General features: G+C 37.9%; 18 protein-coding genes and 1 other annotated feature. Of the genes, 2 read left to right on the forward strand and 16 right to left on the reverse strand.

Going from position 1 to position 20,157, the window contains the following annotated elements; all coding sequences use genetic code 11:
• Positions 1-92: 92 nt before the first annotated feature.
• The 3 genes from thiI to ezrA form a co-directional block, all read right to left on the reverse strand.
• Positions 93-1,295: a tRNA uracil 4-sulfurtransferase ThiI gene (gene thiI / locus GNT69_RS09735; RefSeq protein WP_203554748.1), complete on the reverse strand. Its 1,203-nt coding sequence runs from the start codon at positions 1,293-1,295 to the stop codon at positions 93-95.
• Entirely contained in the window at positions 1,296-2,438 is a 1,143-nt protein-coding gene (locus GNT69_RS09740; RefSeq protein WP_203554749.1) for a cysteine desulfurase family protein, read from the reverse strand.
• Positions 2,439-2,665: 227 nt separating this feature from the next.
• On the reverse strand, positions 2,666-4,360 hold the full coding sequence (gene ezrA / locus GNT69_RS09745) for a septation ring formation regulator EzrA (RefSeq protein WP_203554750.1): 1,695 nt from the start codon (positions 4,358-4,360) through the stop codon (positions 2,666-2,668).
• A 187-nt stretch (positions 4,361-4,547) separates the two neighbouring features.
• Here ezrA and hisJ point away from each other — a divergent pair, with 187 nt between their 5' ends.
• Entirely contained in the window at positions 4,548-5,345 is a 798-nt protein-coding gene (gene hisJ, locus GNT69_RS09750) for a histidinol-phosphatase HisJ (protein WP_203554751.1), read from the forward strand.
• Positions 5,346-5,388: 43 nt separating this feature from the next.
• On the opposite strand, the gene refZ is transcribed toward hisJ, so the two are convergent.
• Together refZ and megL are read right to left on the reverse strand one after the other, a co-directional pair.
• Complete coding sequence (refZ, locus tag GNT69_RS09755) at positions 5,389-6,024, reverse strand: forespore capture DNA-binding protein RefZ (protein WP_203554752.1); 636 nt, start codon at positions 6,022-6,024, stop codon at positions 5,389-5,391.
• Positions 6,025-6,169: 145 nt separating this feature from the next.
• Complete coding sequence (megL, locus tag GNT69_RS09760) at positions 6,170-7,345, reverse strand: methionine gamma-lyase (RefSeq protein WP_203554753.1); 1,176 nt, start codon at positions 7,343-7,345, stop codon at positions 6,170-6,172.
• Between the two features lie 297 nt (positions 7,346-7,642).
• Between megL and rpsD the strand changes: the two genes are divergently transcribed.
• On the forward strand, positions 7,643-8,245 hold the full coding sequence (rpsD, locus tag GNT69_RS09765) for a 30S ribosomal protein S4 (protein WP_203554754.1): 603 nt from the start codon (positions 7,643-7,645) through the stop codon (positions 8,243-8,245).
• 150 nt (positions 8,246-8,395) lie between these two features.
• Here rpsD and GNT69_RS09770 read toward each other — a convergent pair whose 3' ends face one another.
• From GNT69_RS09770 to tyrS, 11 genes are all read right to left on the reverse strand, one after another.
• Positions 8,396-10,360, reverse strand: a complete 1,965-nt coding sequence (locus GNT69_RS09770) for a serine hydrolase (protein WP_203554755.1) — start codon at positions 10,358-10,360, stop codon at positions 8,396-8,398.
• Between the two features lie 58 nt (positions 10,361-10,418).
• Positions 10,419-11,303 (reverse strand): CPBP family intramembrane glutamic endopeptidase, encoded by an 885-nt coding sequence (locus GNT69_RS09775; protein WP_203554756.1) that lies wholly within the window; start codon positions 11,301-11,303, stop codon positions 10,419-10,421.
• A gap of 244 nt (positions 11,304-11,547) precedes the next feature.
• Positions 11,548-12,387: an alpha/beta fold hydrolase gene (locus tag GNT69_RS09780; protein ID WP_203554757.1), complete on the reverse strand. Its 840-nt coding sequence runs from the start codon at positions 12,385-12,387 to the stop codon at positions 11,548-11,550.
• A gap of 73 nt (positions 12,388-12,460) precedes the next feature.
• Complete coding sequence (locus tag GNT69_RS09785) at positions 12,461-13,249, reverse strand: 2-keto-4-pentenoate hydratase (protein ID WP_203554758.1); 789 nt, start codon at positions 13,247-13,249, stop codon at positions 12,461-12,463.
• A gap of 72 nt (positions 13,250-13,321) precedes the next feature.
• Complete coding sequence (gene dmpG, locus GNT69_RS09790; protein ID WP_203554759.1) at positions 13,322-14,347, reverse strand: 4-hydroxy-2-oxovalerate aldolase; 1,026 nt, start codon at positions 14,345-14,347, stop codon at positions 13,322-13,324.
• Positions 14,348-14,364: 17 nt separating this feature from the next.
• Complete coding sequence (locus GNT69_RS09795) at positions 14,365-15,246, reverse strand: acetaldehyde dehydrogenase (acetylating) (protein WP_203554760.1); 882 nt, start codon at positions 15,244-15,246, stop codon at positions 14,365-14,367.
• A gap of 23 nt (positions 15,247-15,269) precedes the next feature.
• Positions 15,270-16,052 (reverse strand): 2-keto-4-pentenoate hydratase, encoded by a 783-nt coding sequence (locus GNT69_RS09800; protein WP_203554761.1) that lies wholly within the window; start codon positions 16,050-16,052, stop codon positions 15,270-15,272.
• A 219-nt stretch (positions 16,053-16,271) separates the two neighbouring features.
• Entirely contained in the window at positions 16,272-16,688 is a 417-nt protein-coding gene (locus GNT69_RS09805; RefSeq protein ID WP_203554762.1) for a GlcG/HbpS family heme-binding protein, read from the reverse strand.
• Between the two features lie 159 nt (positions 16,689-16,847).
• Positions 16,848-17,141, reverse strand: coding sequence for a 2Fe-2S iron-sulfur cluster-binding protein (locus GNT69_RS09810; protein WP_203554763.1), 294 nt, complete (start codon positions 17,139-17,141; stop codon positions 16,848-16,850).
• Between the two features lie 122 nt (positions 17,142-17,263).
• A complete protein-coding gene (locus tag GNT69_RS09815; RefSeq protein WP_203554764.1) occupies positions 17,264-18,178 on the reverse strand; it encodes a catechol 2,3-dioxygenase in 915 nt (304 codons plus the stop codon).
• A 377-nt stretch (positions 18,179-18,555) separates the two neighbouring features.
• Positions 18,556-19,815: a tyrosine--tRNA ligase gene (tyrS, locus tag GNT69_RS09820; RefSeq protein WP_203554765.1), complete on the reverse strand. Its 1,260-nt coding sequence runs from the start codon at positions 19,813-19,815 to the stop codon at positions 18,556-18,558.
• Positions 19,816-19,873: 58 nt separating this feature from the next.
• Positions 19,874-20,096, reverse strand: a binding site (T-box leader).
• Positions 20,097-20,157: the final 61 nt, after the last annotated feature.

The raw sequence follows: 20,157 nt of genomic DNA on the forward strand, positions 1-20,157 counted from the left end.
GTGTGTAAAATCACAAATTCTAATACAACTCAAACACTGGTAATTGTTCACAAAAAAGGGAAATCTTAAGGCTGTTATTCCACTTCAAAATTCTAGAACAAATCTTCTTCCTCATACGGATTCGAACCTGACTCAACAATAATCGTTTCTGTTTCTTGAACCGCTTTTTCGATTAGCGGTTCAAAATCGAAGAAACTTTCGAAATGCTGAACTTTTTCAAGCTTTGGCTTTGTTTTTGGAGAGGAAGGCACAAATACTGTACAACAGTCTTCGTATGGCAAATTCGATATTTCAAGTGTATCAATTTTAGCCGCAATCTCCATAATATCCGTCTTGTCCATTGCAATAAGCGGACGTAAAATTGGTGTCGTTGTCACCTCGTTGATCGCGTACATACTTTCTAGCGTTTGACTAGCAACCTGTCCAAGACTTTCACCAGTAATAATCGCTAGTCCACCTTCTTGTTCGCGCAACTTATCAGTAATTCTTAACATTATTCTTCTTGTCGTTGTCATTGTGTAGTTCGCTGGAATCTGTTTGTGAATCATTTGCTGAATTTCCGTAAACGGAACGATATGTAAGGCTATATGTCCACTTATTTCTGCTAGTTTTCCGCTTAAATCAACCACTTTTTGTCGAGCCCTTTCACTCGTGTATGGAGGACTCGCAAAATGGACAGCTTCTACCTCTACACCACGTTTCATGGATAAATAACCAGCAACTGGACTATCGATTCCTCCTGACAACATAAGCATTGCTTTGCCACTTGAGGCAACAGGAAGCCCAGCTGCACCGCGAATGGTTTCAGCTGATAGATAGACTGCATCTTTTCTGACTTCAATTATTAAATTAATGTCTGGATTTTGAACATTTACTGTCAACCCAGGAATATTTGTTAATAAATAACTGCCAAATTCATGATTCATTTCATTTGTATCCAACTCAAATGTTTTATCAGATCTTTTAGTGGAAATTTTAAATGTCTTTCCTTTACTATAAAGACTAGTGAACAGTTCAAGTGCTGCTTCTTTCATTTGTTCGATGTTTTTTTCTACTTTTACCGCGGGACTAAACGACTGAATTCCGAATACATTTTTTAATTTAGAAGCGACTTCCGTAGCGTCTTCTCCGTTTAATAAAATATACATTCGATCACGGTCAGATTGAATGACTGCTTTAGGGAAATCAGCAATTGCTTTTCGAACACTTTTTCTCAGTTTTTCAATAAATTTATTACGGTTTCTTCCTTTTGTTGAGATTTCACCATATCGTATAAGAATGCGATCATACATCATTTATTTTCTTACCTCTCCTAATTGTTTTACACTCTCCGAAATTGCCTTTACCACTTTCTTTGCTTCCCCCAATGTATTTTCATAAGAAAGACTGATGCGAATCGCTCTCTCTGCTTCGTCGCGATTTACGCCCATTGCAAGCAATGTATTACTTGGGGCATTCCGCTTTGATGAACAAGCACTCGTAGTCGATACAATTACACCTTTCTCTTCAAGGGAATGGACAAAAACCTCTGCTTTTAACCCTTTAACGGAAAAGTTCAAAATGTGAGGAGCAGCTTTTTCTTCAGGTGTATGAATGGTGATATTCGGTAATTCTTTCAATCCGGACCTTATTGTACCCAAAATTTGATACAATTCATCCATTTTTCTTTTGCGCAGTTCAATTGACATTCTGAGTGCTTTTGCCATCGCAACAATTCCTGCAACATTTTCAGTGCCATTCCGCCGGTCCATTTGCTGCCCACCCCCTGAAAGTAGCGGCGCAATCTTCACTCCATTCCGAATAAACATAGCTCCTGTACCTTTGACCCCATGAAACTTATGACCAGACAGTGTACACAAATCAATCCCGCACTGATAAAAATCTAAAGCGACTTTCCCAGCCCCTTGAACATGGTCAACATGATAGATAATTTTTGGAAAGCCTTTTAATATTTGACCAATTTCCTTTATCGGCTGAATTGTACCAACTTCATTATTGATATGAATAATCGAAACGAGAATCGTGTCTGCTCTTATCGCTCTTTCTATATCAGCAGGGCGAACAAAACCATCTGCATCCACCGGAATATAAGTCACTTCAAAACCAAGCTTTTCTAACTGTTCAAAAGCACTCCGTACAGAAGGATGTTCAATTGTCGTTGTGATTAAATGTTTCCCTCTGCGATAGTACTCTATGGCCGTGCCTTTTATCGCTAGATTATTTCCTTCTGTCCCCCCGGAAGTAAACACGACTTCGTTCATCTTCACACCAAGAAGCCCTGCCATTTGTGATTGTGCTTGACTCAAAAGCTTCTCCGCTTGTCCACCAATCTGATGTAATGAGGAAGGATTTCCAAAATAATCAGATGATACCTTGATGAAAGATTGTAACACTTCATGAAACGGCTTCGTTGTTGCACTATTATCAAAATAGATCATCCTATTCTCTCTCCTTTCCCCTTAAACGATCATTGCTAACAAAAAATTCTACCATATAAATAACTATTTGAAAAGACAGAAGCGGAAGCGCCTTGGTCAGCCCCGACAAGCGCTGGAGCTGGATGCAAATAACGATTTCAATTATCCACATCTTGAACATTTAATAATTTCCTGGTAAACAACAATAAAAGCCTCCAACTTTTTATTGGAGGCTTCAGATTTATTTTTTATACATGCGTTTCAATAAACAACTCATTAATTTTCTTTATTGCACCTGGCTCGACTTCCTCGATAACAGCAGTAGCTTTTTCAATGGCTTGCTGATATTCATAGTTTCTAAACGCTTCTTCTGCAGCATCCAAACCATTTGCAACAGATGGATATCTGCTTCGATAGCGATTGCCATACTGAATAATTTTTTCGGCCAAATTCACATTTTCCACCATTTCTTTAGTTGTATCTGCCAGTTTTTCGACCGTTAACTCTGCTATTTCAAGATACTGCTGAATCGTCGGAATATTTAGCGGTTTTTGCTCTAGTCGATCTGCGACATTTTGAATGCTTTCTTTTGCATCTTCAAGCAAGTATTTATAATTTTGAGACAACCCTGGTAAATTGCTTTTAGAAATAAGCTTGATCATTTCAGTTACTTCACGAGACAATTCCCTCACTTTTCCTCTGGCTTCCAATTCATCTTTTCGTAATGCATTTAGCTTTTCTTTAAATAACTCTTGTTCATGCTGACAACTCTTTAGCTCTTCCTCTACAAGAGTAAGCTCTTCGATTAGAAAACTGAATGCCGTTTCCCCTTGGTTGATTTTCAAAGCGAGAACCTCATATTTTTTCAATAACTGCTTAAGTTTTTTTTCGGCAAGAGAATGTGCTTCAACCTCGTTATCTGCTACATGATAACTTTGTCTAACAGTATTTATTTCTTCCTGAATTTTCTCGCTATCATCCACAGCTTGAACGAAAAGTTCATTTAGTTCTGGCTGCATTTCGCTTAGTTTATGTTTAGCCATCACTTCATTTTCAAGAAGGTCAAAAAACGATTCCACTTTTTGTTTCGCTTCTTCTAGACCTTGTTGGATTTCACCAATTTCTGTTTGATTAATCTTCATCTGAAAATCCACAAGATTCTTTTCAAGTTCTCCAATTTCAGCCTCAATTCCAATGTGATCAAGCTGATATCCTTGTACAGTCATTTCCCTAAATCCTTCTCTCAATTCACCAATTTGACTAGGAAGTCCTACTTGGCAATCGTGAAGGAATTGAGGGATCAACTCCATTTTCACTACGATTTCGTCTAGGTTCGTTTTTATCTGCAAGACAATCTCTCGAGCTTCTAAGTAATTTCCCTTCTCTGTTTTCTCATCAAATACTTGAAACATTTGTAAAACTACATTTAATTGCTCTTCAAGAGTCCCCTCTGATTCCCCAAAACTATGTCGATGCGCTAATAAATTTTTTCGGCACTCTCGATATTGCTCTTTTAATGAATCAATTTCATTACGGTTCTTCTCTTCGCTTCCAACAAGTTCATTCAATTCTTTAAGGATTCTGTTTATGTTTTCTTCGATTTTTTCCAGGCTTTTTTCAATCATTGCTAACTTTTCTTTCGCTTTCCGAAATCTGTACTTTTCTGTGTATTCTTCGGCATCAAACAAATACTCCTCAATATTCGGAAGCTCTGTCGTAACAATTTCATCCCATTCCTTACGCCATCTTTCAAATAATTCTTCTGTTTGTCCGGTCATATTGAGTTTTTTTACCTTTGCCATTTCATCCAGTACAGGACGATCCATCAAATCTATTTTCCATGTTTCATACTTATCCACTTCGTTATAATACTTTCGTTTTACAAAATATCCTATTAGAAAAAGGCCAATGATTAGGCCTAAACCTGCAATTAAATACTCCATTATTATCCCCCTGGGTTTCTTACAAAGATAAACTCTACTATACAATCAATCTTAAAAAAGAACTGTTTTTTTTATGTATTTATGATACCATGTTAACGACATTTTTTGACCAGTAATTTCAATATTTTATTTAAATTATCGAAAACAATCACAATCTGTCCTGTAATTTCGTTTGGAGGTGCTTCATTTGCTCAGAGATGGTCATGTACACACAAGGTTTTGTCCACATGGAACGAAAGATTCGTTTGAATCCTATATTGAAAGGGCATTGTGTTTAGGAATACAGGAAATTTCCTTCACAGAACACGCGCCGCTTCCCGAACAATTCATCGACCCTACACCATATTCTGACAGTGCTATGAATATCAGCGATTTACAAGCGTATTTTTCTGAAATCAACAATTTAAAAGAAAAATACAAAGGAAAAATCGTTATTAATGCTGGTCTTGAAGTCGATTATATCGAAGGGTTTGAAGAAGATATTTCCCATTTTTTAAATGATGTGGGGCCAATGTTGGACGATGCCATCCTATCTGTTCATTTTTTAAAGGACCACACTGGTTATGCTTGTGTCGACTATAGTCCTGAAAACTTCCAGAGGATGATCGATACTTACGGTTCGGTTGAAAAAATCTATGCACACTATTATCGTACTGTTTTAAAGTCCATTCATGCAAGTCTAGGCCCATATAAACCTAAACGAATCGGCCATATTACACTTGTGCAAAAGTTCCGGCTGAAATTCCCTGTGGAGGCAGTTTTCAATGAAGAAATTGAAGCAATCCTTATAGCAATGAAACAATATGACTATGAACTAGATTATAATGGAGCTGGGACTGCAAAACCACTTTGCAAACAGCCTTACCCACCTTCAGAAGTAGCAAAAAAAGCCATCTCAGTTGGAATCCCACTTATTTATGGTTCTGATGCCCATCAAGTAAAAGAACTAGGACAAGGGTACGATATCCTTTTCAAGCAGATTTAAAACCGGCATAAATGCCGGTTTTTTGTTTTGAAATAAAAAATAACTAAATAGATGCTGCCTTCCGATTCGTTATTACGCTTGGTTCACACAATATCGTATCAATCCATCGATCTAATTCACGGCAATACTTCTCAACAAAATACTTTTCATGTGGTAGGAGATGCAAAACTTCATTTACATATTGAACATTCAAAAAAGGGGTCGTCAATAAGCTCTTTAGTTGCAGAATAATATAGGGTACGGAAAGACTTCGAAACTCTTTCGTCCTCATCCCTCTCTCAATTACTTTCTTTAATAAATAACGCTCCTTAACTTGATACGTAGACATAACCTCTCTAACTATTTGCGTATCAAGTGTCAATTCTCTTAGAATAAACCTCGTCAACTCGATATCCCGAAACTGATATTTTAACAAATTTTGGACGATTTTTTTTAAAGAGACCCTTGCGCCATCCTCTATTAAAGAATAACCCTTTTCTAGTTCGTGTAAGTAGTTTTCAAAATATGAGGTAAAACAATATTCTAAAAGGCCATTCTTATTTTGAAAGTAATAGGAGATATTTGCCGGGTTTACACCTGCCCTTGCTGCAATATCACGAATAGAAGTACCGCTAAAACCCTTCGTGTTAAATAAATACACTGCTGCATCGACAATTGCTTCTTTGGAATTTGTTCTCATTCTCCTATCCGCCCCTTATTCATTTTCTCCCGTCAGCTTTTGTGAACACAACCTTCTCTTTTTCTAGTTATAATTACATTTCTGGACTACCAACGAGATTCCTTTGTTTATCTATCGACAAATTCCCCCTTTTTCCTCGATGTATTTACCTTTCCAATGCCTGCTTTAAGTCTTCCCAAATGTCTTCCCACGCCTCAAGTCCAACGGATAATCGAAGCATATTATCAAAAATACCCATCCTGATTCTTGCTTCTTGTGGAACAACAGAATGTGTCATTGTTGCCGGATGTTGAATCAATGTTTCGGCATCCCCAAGACTAACGGCAATCTTCACAAGTTGCAGCCGATCCATAAAAGCTTGGGCATCCGCTTTTGAGCCTTTTATCCTAAAAGATATAAGTCCACCAGGCTTTCGCATTTGTTTCTTCACTATCATGTAGTCAGGATTTGTTGGCTTGCCCGGATAAATGACGTCCATAATACCTGGATGCTTCTCAAGAGCAACTGAAATTTTTTCGGCATTATCACAATGACGATCCATTCGGATTGGCAGCGTTTTTAATCCCCTGATTAATAACCAAGCATCAAATGGCGACATCACACCTCCAATATCTTTTTGCGTCGTCATCGCAACTTTTTTCATAAATGCACTCTTACCAGCTAAAACCCCGCCAATCACATCTCCGTGACCACAGATATATTTTGTTGCACTATGAACGACCACATCACACCCAAGTTCTAAAGGTTTTTGTAAATATGGAGAACAGAAGGTATTATCGACAACTACAGGAATCCCTTTTTCCCTTCCTACTTCCGCTACCATTTCTAAATCAACAATTTTCATCGTTGGATTAATGGGTGTTTCAATATAAATACAAGTCGTATTCGGTAAGATTGCCTTTTTCACTTCTTCCTTTGTGGCCATCCGGCAAAAATCATGATCAACTTGAAACTTTTCTCTTAATAATTGAAGAAGGCCGAAAGTACAGCCATATACTCCTTGCGAACAAAGAATATGGTCTCCCGTTTTCACTAGAGCAACGAGAGCAGCAGAGACGGCTGCCATTCCTGAACTGAAAGCAAGCGCTTTTTCAGCACTTTCTAATTGGGCAATACGCTCTTCAAATATCGTAACCGTTGGATTGCCCAACCGTGAATATATATAACCTTCCTCCTCTCCTGCAAATCTTCGTTCCCCTTGTTTAGCATTGGAAAAGGTAAATGTACTAGTTTGAAACAGTGGCGGTATAAGACTATCGTTAAAATCTTTTGTATCGTAACCTGAATGAATCACTTCAGTTTCAATTCTTTTCTTGGTCATGTAAGCACTCCTTTTTCTACATACTATGTATAAATAGCCCGTTAGGTTTTTGTGGTTTCTCATAATAACCTTGACATTTATGTTCTATACATTATATAATATTGTTTGTGTAAAATATCGCAGCCTATGTGAACCCATTTATGTGTATATTTTGTTCCTCAAAATTTAAAAGGTTTGAAGGTGCATCGTGTAACCCGCTGCTGCTAGGGCGAAGGTGCATGAAAACAAAATATCCATAAACTTGAGTCTCACAAACTGTTTTTATTTTACAAAATAAAAACTAAGGAGGAGTCATTCATGGCTCGTTATACCGGCCCAAGCTGGAAATTATCTCGCCGTCTTGGAATCTCTCTAAGCGGTACTGGAAAAGAATTAGAAAAGCGTCCTTACGCTCCTGGACAACATGGTCCAAACCAACGTAAAAAGCTTTCCGAGTACGGATTGCAATTACAAGAAAAACAAAAACTTCGTCATATGTATGGAGTAAATGAGCGCCAATTCCGCTCACTATTTGTGAAAGCTGGTAAAATGCAAGGCGTACACGGTGAAAACTTCATGGCTCTATTAGAATCTCGTTTAGACAATGTTGTTTACCGCCTTGGCTTAGCACGTACTCGCCGCCAAGCACGTCAGCTTGTAAACCATGGTCATATTATGGTTGACGGATCACGTGTTGATATTCCATCATATCGTGTTGCATCAGGACAAACAATCACTCTTCGTGAAAAATCACGCAATCTTGATATTGTTAAAGAAGCAGTTGAAGTAAACAACTTCGTACCTGATTACTTAACATTTGATGCTGATAAGTTAGAAGGAACTTTCACTCGCTTACCAGAGCGTTCTGAACTTCCAGCTGAAATCAACGAAGCACTTATCGTTGAGTTCTACTCTCGTTAATATTAGCTTCATGCATTTTAATGCTAATAAAACCCTTGAAGTGTTGTTAAATCAACGTTTCAGGGGTTTTTTCTCTTTTATTTATTTTTAATTTCACTTTTTTTACTATTAACGACTCAACAATACGTAGCTGTCAATTTTGCTATTTTTTTAAAAGACATTCCAAAAATAAAATATCCACGATAAAACTGCTGAAAAAATAGCAAACATCGTATAATGAATTCTTCCAGCAAGTTTCCAGTACCCTTTTACCCATGAAACTACTGAATAAGCTAATACCGCAAATGTGACTAAACCGATCCCATAGGACACGATGTTGTCTAAAAATACACTAAGTGCCGAAGGTTCGGTAAATGCCGATTTCGCTAAACCGTACACAGGGTCAGGTTGACCATTCGCAAGAAAGCTAACTAAGAAAATAAAAGTAAGTAAGCCTTGAAAAACGGCTACTCTCTTAGCCCATCTTGAACCTTTGGTAACTTCTAAAACATTTTTTCCACGTATTTTACGAACAATAGCCCTAATCCCCCAATATAGCAGACTAGCAATGATGAATAGTAACGATGAAATTAGCATCAAGAAGGTGAACCCACTTGACTCGTACCAGGCTGCTTTTGAGTAACTCATCGGCCCATCAGTCATCAGCATCGTTCTACCGTGCGAATCTGTACCAAATACAATCGTACTGAAATCACCACCATAATCGTTGTTTCGCTCTTCGCTAACATTATTGTAAACGGCTGGCTCTACTTCTACGAATCGATTCGTTTCCCCTAAATGATTCACTAATAAATACCCTTCATCATCTACATTAACTCTAATTACTCCAATCATTAAGCTCAAAAATGCATCATCAGTCGTAAATGAGCGCCTATTTTGGTAATACTCCCCGACAAATTGTTTAGATCTCTGTTCCATATTTACAGTCGGTTCAGGCGTTGGTGAATCTATTTCTTCAGAAGGAAAATAGCGGTCCATAAAAGCTTCAAAAATACTTACGTTCACAAAATAATTCCCACCACTATGAGAGATAAAGAAACCAACTTCCTCATCAGGTACTAAGAAGAGAAACGTATCATAAAGCATCATTCCACCAGCATGTTTGAATATATCCCTTCCATTATAGTTCGCTGTGACAAAACCATGGGCCATGCCTTTTAGACGAGGATGTTGAGTATCCTGCTCAGAAAACATTTTCTGAACCGTTTCTTCTTTTAAAATACTAGCTCCTTCATAATGCCCCCCTTGAAGATATGCCAACATAAATTTCGCCATATCTAATGCACTACTACTCATGCTTCCTGCTGGCTCTGAAACAAATTCAAATTTAGCTTTTAAATACTCGCCATTGACATAGCGATATGGGGTAGACATTTGATCGGCCAGTTTACTAGGTATTGGTTGCCGAAACATACTATTTTCCATTCCGAGTGGTTTATATATATGTTCCTCAACATATTGTGCAAAAGGTACTCCTGAGACAACCTCGACAATGTAGCCTGCTAGTGTCGTACCATAATTCGAGTAAGACGTTACCTCACCAGGTGCAAAAACTCTTTTAGGCCTCTGTTCACGGACAGCTTGACTAAGCGGTATTAAACTATCCTCAGAAAGCGAAAAAACATCGGACATGTAATCCTCAAATCCTGGTGTATGACTTATCAGATGTCTAATTGTAATTGGCTCAGTTTGAGGATTTCCTCGTTTGTATTCAAGCGTATTTGGAATCTCAAAGTCTAGATACTCGTTAATGTCCGTATCTAAATCCAGCTTTCCTTCTTCAACAAGTTGCATCACAGCTGTCCAAGTAAACACCTTTGAAGATGATCCAATTCGAAAAAGAGTTGTTTCTGGATCTACAGGTGTCCTAGTTTCATAATCCGCATACCCATACCCTTTTGCAAAAATGACTTCTCCTTCAGATACAACTGAAACTGTTAAGTTTGGAATATTAACCTCTTCCATCTTTTCTGCGATAACCGTGTCAAAAAACTCCTCGACATCTATCGCATCTAATTCTGCTGCAGATACTGATGAAAGTTTCGTATCCATGCTAGGCTGTAATACAAAACTCACAATTAAAAAGCAGCACAATAAACTTCTTAATCTCCCCATCCTTCTCTCTCCCTTTAATCAATAAAAAACATATTCTCTTCAAGTGCCTTGAAAAGCATTAGTTTGCATACCCAAATAACAAATATATAGTAGAGAAAATCACAACATCCTGCAAGAAATGAATGAACCATGCAGCGGCAAAGCCTGTTGTTTCGTACATGCTTCTACACAGATACCATCCAAGTACGCCACTCATAAATACACCGACAATACCACTAGGAGCACCGTAATAGTGAGCAATTCCAAAGAATACGGCTGCTATGAGAATAACAGAATTTTTCGGCAAAGCCTCTTTAAGTGTTCCTAATATGGCACTTCTATAAATTACCCCTTCACAAAAAGAATTTGCCAAAGCTAATAAGATAATTACAGGAAAGAAAACAACTAATTGATCAATTCCACTTGGAACAGATAAACCTGTTACGGTAAACAGCGTTAATAGCAGTGTACCAAGTGCAATTAAGAAGCCGGATATAATGGAAAGCTTTCCCCAGCTAATCCTATTATCCTCAATACCTAGGAAACCAATTTTACTAGCTTTAATAGACAATTCACCCTTGGTTAGGTAGGAAGCTTTGCTTGATTTTAATAATAAAAGCAATACGAAAATCACAGGAATAACCATTATAAGTTTTAAGAGAATACTGCTTCCGAAATGATCGATAAAAGATTCGCCCTCAAACAAAGTTATCCAAATGGATGTTTTAGAAATAGATTTAATGATTAATTCTCCTAAAATAATCGTAACAAGTATGATGGCAAATTTTAAAAAAGGTTTAAAGCCTTCTACAAAAAAACAAAATAAACATCCTATGATTAGAAGGAAGAGCTGTACAAACGATAACCAAACAGGAACATACCCTAATGTTTCGTTTAAAATAACTTTTGGTACTATTGAAGCTATTAACATAATAATAAGCGTGAATACAAACCTTTTGTTCAAATACCTTCCCTCCATTATATTTATGAATATTACTCTCGTTAATAGACTTACTTTTTAAATAACATATATAAAAGCCCTAGAAATTGCGTTATACCAACGTCTAGAGCTTTTTTATTCGGCATGTTAAGTATCCAAAAAACCTTACTTAACGAAGCAGTTTTTAGAAACGAAATAACCAAGATATGCCCTTGGATATATTCACTTTAGAAGTGAATACAGGTTTTGATAAAATATCGAGTTCCTTTTAGGAAAGCGCCATTTCTTCCTTTTTTACAAACTCAATAACTTGCCCGGCAAATTCTTTTGTTTTCTCAATTTGAACCCAATGCCCGCATTCTGGGAAGACATGCAGCTGTGCATTTGGCAATGCAAGTGCTAATTTATAGCTTGTGTCTTGTATCGGGATGACACGATCTTCTCTTCCATGAATTAATAGTACAGGGAAATCGATTTTTCCAAGTTGATCGATAGACAGAGCCATGGCACTAACATGTTGCTGTCTAGGTTCAGGGAACATTGAGGAAAATGATTCTTGGAAGCCTTCTTGCATACTCGATTTATAACGCATTTCTACTAAGTCATCATTTTCGGCCATCGATTGATCGTAAGCAAATAGTTTGATTAAATCTTTCATATTTTCAAAGCTTGGTGTATAGCCCCAAACCCGGTCTAGGCCATCGGAAATAGGATGGTCAATTCCCATACTACCCATTAAAATAAGTCGGTTGATAAGGTCAGGACGTTTTTTAGCCATGTGCATGGCAATTGCGCCACCGAATGAGTTACCAATAACGGAAACTTTCTTTTCACCAATGGTTTCAATGAAATCAATCATATGATCTGCCCAAACATCAATTGAATAGATAATTCCCTCTGGTCGGTCAGTATAACCAAATCCAACGACATCTGGTGCGTAAAGATGAAAACGCTGAGAAAGAATTGGGAAAACTAAACGCCAGTTAGCCCATGCCGAAACCCCTGGACCAGAACCGTGGATAAGTAAAATCACTTCCCCTTGTCCATCCTCATGATAATGTGTGTTAACTCCTTTTACGTCAATGTATTTCCCTGCTTCTACTGACACAAAAATCTCCTCCAATCAAGTTTTAGAAATTTTTATAATTAACATCAAAAGATGTTGGGCAAGCGGATAATTATTATTCAACGACTGTAAACACAACTTCACCTAATCCATCAAACTTTCCAGAAACGATATCACCTTTTGTAAGCATAACAGCACCTGTAATACCACCGGTTAAAATAATCTCGCCTTTTTGCACCTTTTTCCCTTTTCTAGCAAGCATATTGGCAAGCATGGCGACGGAGTTTGCCGGATGACCAAGAACAGCAGCCCCAGCCCCAAGCTCTTTAATCTCGCCATTAATTGTTAATGTCGTGCCAACTAAATCAAGCTCAAATTGTTCAGGCTTTTTAATCGTTGTCCCGAACACGACTCTTGATGTAGAGGCATTATCAGCAATTACATCTGGTAAGGTAAAATTAAAATTTTCATAGCGACTATCAATGATTTCTAATGCCGGAAGAATATAGTCAGTAGCAGCCAATACTTGTGCACCAGTAATTCCAGGCCCCTCAATATCTTCCCCAATGATAAAGGCAATTTCTGCTTCTACTTTCGGGTGGATTAGTTCACTTAATGGCACTTGACCACCATTATCAATAAGCATATAGTCAAAGACATATCCGTAAATCGGTTCGTCAACACCCATTTGTTTCATTTTTGCTCTACTTGTTAAACCCATTTTAGGTCCAATAATTTTTTTGCCTTCGTTTAACTTAGTTTTAACGATTTCTTCCTGAACTAAGTACGCTTCATCCATAGTCAAATCAGGCTTTATTTCAGCAGTGACTTTCACAACTTCATGGATTCCGACTTCACCATCTAATAAATATTCAGCAATTTGTTTTATTTGCTCGTTGTTCATGCATCTCCCTCCCAATTTATGTGAACTCTTTTTCATATTAAAGAACGAAAGTCCAAAGTATCGGGTACTGAGTTAAGCTTGAAAACTTAAGTTCTTTTTATTCGCTAACTCCGCTGCAATCTCAACAACCATATCTTCTTGACCACCGACAACTTTGAGTTTCCCTAATTCAACTAAAATATCTCGAGCATCAATATTAAATTGTTTTGCAGCTCGTTGTGCATGCAATAGGAAGCTTGAGTAAACACCGGCATAGCCTAACATCAGACTGTCCCGCGTAATTTCTTGAGGCTTTTCCAAAATTGGAGCGACAAGTTCTTCGGCAATATCAATCATTTTATAAACATCAACACCTGTATCGATTCCTAATCGATCTAGCACAGCCGCTAATACTTCTGTTTGCGTATTCCCTGCACCTGCTCCTAGACAGCGAATGCTACCATCAATTCTTGTCGCACCCTCTTCAATCGCCGCTAATGTATTAGCCATTGCTAATGAAAGATTATTATGCCCATGGAATCCGATATTCACAGAAAGATGTTCTTTTAATGTCCGTATTTTTTCTCTCACTTCATGTGGCAGCATTGCACCAGCTGAGTCAACAACATAAACTGTATCAGCACCATAGCTTTCCATTAACATTGCTTGCTCTAATAGTTTTGCAGTAGGCGCCATATGTGACATCATTAAAAACCCAACCGTCTCAAGTCCCAAGCTTTTTGCAAGATCAATATAATGAGGGGAAACGTCAGCTTCAGTCACATGTGTGGCAATTCTCGCCATCTTTGCCCCTAACTCAGCTGCTTGCTTTAATTGTGAATCAGTACCAATTCCAGGTAATAATAGAACAGCGATTTTGGCATTTTTGACCGATGCAACTGCTGCCTCAATCAATTTCATTTCATCGATTAGTGATAATCCATACTGTAAAGTAGAACCTCCTAACCCGTCGCCATGTGATACTTCAATATAAGGGACATTCGCTTCATCAAGTGCCCTTGAAGTATTAACGACTTGATCTATTGTAAATTGATGTCTAATTGCATGGCTGCCATCACGTAAGGCAACTTCCGTAATTAAGACTTTACTGGCTTTCATTTATGTTTCCCCCTTTCTTAAACTGTAGCTTTCTTAGCTCGGTGTTTGGCCCATTCCTCAGCAAGTTTTACCGATGCAGCAGTGATGATATCTAAATTCCCTGCATATTTTGGTAAATAATCTCCGGCTCCTTCGACCTCAATGAAAACAGTTAGTTTATTTTCATCAAAAAGCGGATCTTGTTTTAATCGATAACCAGGAACATAGCTTTGAACGGTCTTTTCCATCTCACGAATCGAGGAGGTAATTGCTTTCTGATCAACTTTTCCTTCAACGAGCATATGAATCGCGTCTCTCATAATAATTGGTGGTTCGGCAGGGTTAATAATTAATATCGTCTTTCCACGTTTGGCGCCGCCGACTACTTCGAGCGCTAGGTTTGTCGTTTCGATAAATTCATTAATGTTTGCTCTCGTTCCCGGACCAGCACTTTTACTTGAGATTGTGGCAACAATTTCTGCATATTCTACAGGTTGGACTTTATTTACAGCATAAACGATTGGGGTAGTCGCTTGACCACCGCAAGTAATTAAATTCATATTATCTGCTTCAAGGTGTTCATCAAGATTGACAGCAGGATTAACAAATGGGCCTACTGCCGCAGGTGTTAAGTCAAGAACTTGCTTGCCTGCTTCTTTCAGTAATTTCGCGTGTCTAACATGAGCTTTGGCACTAGTAGCATCAAAGATAATATCTGCTAACTCCGGTCTTTCAATAAAGCCGTCAATACCGGTATCAATTGTTACATAACCTAATTCCTTTGCTCTTCTTAAACCGTCTGAGGCTGGATCGATTCCGATAACGGTTGTAAGTTCCAATATGGATGATCTTCGAAGTTTCATCACTAAATCCGTACCGATATTTCCTGAACCTAATACAGCAACTTTCACTTTACCCATTGGTTGACCGCTCCTTTCTATGCCTATTTTTTGAAGTTTACACTTACTTGACCAATATGGGCAAAACGTGCTGTAAAAACATCGCCCGGTTCTGCCACGACCATGGCTGATAACGCTCCGGATAAAATAACCTCCCCAGCTTTGAGCGTAATATCAAATTGTGATAATTTATTTGCTAACCAAGCGACACAAGTCGCTGGATTTCCAAGTGCTGCAGCACCCACACCCGTGTTGACGATGTGCCCATTTCTCATTAACACCATTCCGATTTGTTCAAGGTTTATGTCCTCAATGTGCGTTGGTTTTCCACCTAACACATAAAGGCCACTAGAGGCGTTATCGGCAATGGTATCTGCTAACTTTATTTTCCAATCCATAATTCTGCTCCCAACAATCTCCAATGCCGGGACTACATACTTTGTTGCTTGTAGCACATCAAGTGTCGTAATATTTGGTCCACATAAATCCTTTTTCAAAATAAATGCGATTTCACCTTCTACTCGTGGCTGTAAAACTTTATCCATCGATACAGTTCCACCATTTTCCACAACCATCGAGTCTAATAAATGCCCGTAATCTGGCTCATCTACACCAAGCAATTTTTGCATCGCAAGTGAAGTTAATCCAATTTTCTTTCCAACTATTGTTTGTCCGGCGTTTAGTTTCCTTTGAATATTTTCAAGTTGAATATGATAAGCTTCAACCGGCGATAAGTCAGGGTTTACTGAAGTAAGCGGGCCGATACCAGTTCCTGAAAATTCGGCATGGGCAAGTAGGTCTGCAAATTCCCTCGTTTCAGTAGTCAATCTGTTTCACTCCAATCAAATTGAAATCTACTTGGTTTCTATTAATCACAATTTCGTAAAAACGTTGGATTTCTGAAGGAAGCGTAAGTCGAAATAATATGTAATTCATGGTGCCTTTTATTTGAAAAATTGTTCACATTGTTATTTTCATCAATAATCGGATAATCAGGAGCTTTTACTGAAATGCTGTAAAAAGTGGTATCAATGCTCCATACACGTTTATTCCATTAGTTTAAGAGCTGCTTCACAGCACAGTTCATCTTGTTCTGCACTGCCACCACTAACCCCAATTCCTCCGATTATTTTTCCGTCTACTCTAATAGGAAAACCACCACCGAAAATGACTAGCTTAGGAGTATGGACAATTCCATTTAATAATGCAGGTTCATCTTTTATCATTGGATACCACTCAGAGGTCGGTTTTCCAAATGCAATCGCTGTGTATGCTTTATTTTGGGAAATACCAATACTTAACAATGGGGCATGATTCATTCTTGAAAAGCTAACTAAATTTCCACCATCATCAACAATGGTTATATTGACAGCAATCCCTAATTCTTTTGCTTTTTGTTCAGCCGCATCAATCATTTTTTTAGCAAGTTCACTGGTTATTGCGTATTTTTCTATATATTTCATGTAATCCCCTCCTGGCCACATTCAATCGAACCGCGCTTTTTCTGATTCTCGAGCAATTCTCATTTTTCAGGTGTCATTTTATTTATTAATTCTTAGATTGAATTCATCGGAAATAACATAGTATCTATTGAGAAAAAATGCCCTCTGGCACTATGTTACTTACCTCAATACTTTATTCCTTTCCCTAATAGGTATAATACTCATGTCTGATGCTGGCTTACTTTGACAAGCTAGTCGATATCCAGAAGCATATTCTTCATCAGGTAAAGCAGATTTTGAATACACCCCATCTACCGTTTCACCAGTCGTAATTTTAATCTTGCACATCCCACATGCGCCGCCTTTACAGCCAACAAAAATGCCACCAGTTTGACGTATAGAGCCATTTAAGATCGTTTCATTTTCCTTAACTAAAATTTCTTTTCCGTTTACCTCGATTTTAAATGTCTCCATAGTTAACATCTCCTTAAATTTACATTATTTTTGTATTCATAATTTCAAGGAAGTTCCTCTTTTTTGCAACCGCTTACATTTAAACCGAACGTGAGAAACTTCCTTTACAGTTCATAGTTTTGCTACGAAACGACTGTTGTGAACCTTTCATTTAATTCTCTTTCAAAATAGAAGATTGCTTTACCGATTGTATCCTCTGTCCATGTGATTGTTGGTGAATCAGGGTAGGTGATATAGCCACCACAGAACACTTCATTACGATTTCCAGAAGGGTCAAAGAAGTAAATCGTTGTCCCTCTTGTAATTCCATGACGAGTTGGTCCCACATCGATCATGACATCATTTTTCGACATGATATCGGCAGCATGTCGTAGTTCTACCCACTCATCTAACCAGAATGCAAAGTGATGAAGTTTATTTTGTGGTCCTTTAATAATAGCGATGTCGTGAGCAGTATTTGTTTTGAATAACCATTTAGCAATCGTTTGATCATTCTTTTCCCCAGCCACTAATTGCTCACTTACGTGGAAGTCAAAAATGTCTGTAAATATTTTTATTGCACCATCAACGTCCTCCCCAGCAATTAAAAGATGATCAAGGCGTGTCGGATGCATTCCGATTAACCCGTCTGGCCATGGGTCAGGATTGAGAAGAGATAATCCATTACCTACAACTTCGATTTCGTAGTATAGTTCTACGATTTGTCCAGTAGGTAAAGTAAAACGAACTGCTTCTCCTTCTGCAATTCGAGTTCCAGCAGGCACTCGCTCTGTATCAATTCCATAATTATTTAATTTTTGTTCATAAAGTTCTAAATCTGAAGCAAATTCACATTTAAAAGCTAAATGTTCCAATCCGGCATTGTCAGCTTTTTTCAAAATGACACTATGATGGTCATGCTCATCCCATGCTTTCAGATAAACTCTGTCCTCTTCACGGGCAGTTTCAATTAATCCGATAACTCTTTTGTAGTAATCAACTGATTTCTCCCAGTTCGGACAACGTACTTCAACTCTTCCTAAACGCATAATAGCCATTAATTAAACCCTCCTTAAAATTTCAAATTTTATAGATTAAAATATTTCAGAAGTGGTTCGCACCAATGAAATATCCTAATTTAAACTTTTCAAAGAAAATTGAATTTCATTAAAGAAGGATTTGCTACAGATCATCCCGTAGCCATCAATGCTGTAATTAGTGAGGAAATTAGCCATAATGAAGAAGAAACATAAGATGATCGATAAAACAGAATGATAGGTTTTAAATATTTAAAAATATTGAAATCTTCATAGTTTAAACTTAACATAGATTCAACCGCTATTTATGTTGGATCTGTGAACAAAATTCAAAAATATTATGACGATTTATTATGTTAACAAAAACCTTCCGACATACGCCGGAAGGTTTTTTTCATTTAATATTTAATAAGGAAATACTTTTTCTTGCCGCGACGTATAATCGTGAATTGATTTTCAATCTGGTCAGCGCCACTTAACACGTAATTTGCATCTGTAACTTTTTCACCATTAATAGATATAGCACCGTTTGTAATATCTTCACGAGCCTGCCGCTTAGACGAAGATATTTTCGCCGTAACAAGTAAATCAACGAGCAGCCAATCTTCATCAGCTGAAGCTTCAAACGAAGGAACATCTTTGAAGCCTTGTTTAATTTCCGCAGCCGATAATTCTTTCACATTTCCACTAAACAAGGCCTCTGAAATTTTTATCGCTTGTTGAAGAGCTTCTTCTCCATGAATCAACCGCGTCATTTCTTCAGCCAGCGCTTTTTGCGCCTTTCTTAAATGGGCTTCTGTTTGAAGCGACTCCTCTAACGCCTCAATTTCGTTGCGTGAAAGGAAAGTAAAATATTTCAAATACTTTACGACATCTGCATCAGCAGTATTAATCCAGAATTGGTAGAATTCATACGGTGAGGTTTTTTCTGGATCAAGCCAAACCGCTCCACCAGCCGTTTTTCCAAATTTCGTCCCGTCCGATTTTGTGACGAGAGGAATCGTCATCCCATATGCCTTCGAACCTTCAGGTGCCATTTTACGAATCAATTCAAGTCCAGTCGTTATATTGCCCCATTGATCACTACCGCCAATTTGCATTTTACAATTATAGTTTTCATATAGATGAAGAAAATCCATCGCTTGTAAAATCGTGTAGGTGAATTCGGTAAAGGAAATACCCGTTTCAAGCCTAGAAGAAATCGTGTCTTTGGCAAGCATATAATTAATTCCTATATGCTTTCCAAAATCGCGCAGGAAGGTGATAATATCTAGTTTACTTGTCCAATCATAATTGTTCACCATGATTGCTGCATTGTCACCTTCGGATTGAAAAACCTGCTCAAGCTGCTTTTGGATTCCTTGAACATTTTTCTCGACGACTTCTAACGTTTGTAAGTTTCTCTCCTCACTTTTGCCGCTTGGATCACCAATTAATCCTGTTGCACCGCCAACCAAAACGATGGGGCGATGTCCATGGTCTTGAAACCGGCGCAAAGTTAAAAATGGTACTAAATGACCGATATGCAAGCTGTCTGCAGTTGGATCAGCTCCACAATAGAGTGATATTTTTTCGTTATTAAGTAATTCAGCAAGTCCATCTTCATCCGTTTGCTGATAAATAATCCCTCTCCATTTTAAATCTTCCAGTAATTCCATAACATGTTCCTCCATTTATCATATCTTTACACGCAAAAAAAGCGCCCTTGCATCGAAATGCAGGGACGCTTATAGCGCGGTACCACCCAGCTTGAAAACAAAAATAACCTACGTTTTCCACTCAAACATTTAACGGTTTCCCCGTCCATTGCTAATTTCACTTGATTTCACAACGGCAGCTCCAGGAAGTAATTCATTCTTCTATTTGTACTGGCTCGCAGCAACCGCCAGCTTTCTGAAACATGGATAGAAAAACTACTTATTCCATTCTTCGCCTTTTATATGAACTTAATAAAGCATTTTTACCATATAATCGTAATCTTTGTCAAACTCAAACTGAAA

The sequence above is a fragment of the Bacillus sp. B15-48 genome (assembly GCF_016879755.1).
Lineage (GTDB): Bacteria > Bacillota > Bacilli > Bacillales > Cytobacillaceae > Mesobacillus_B.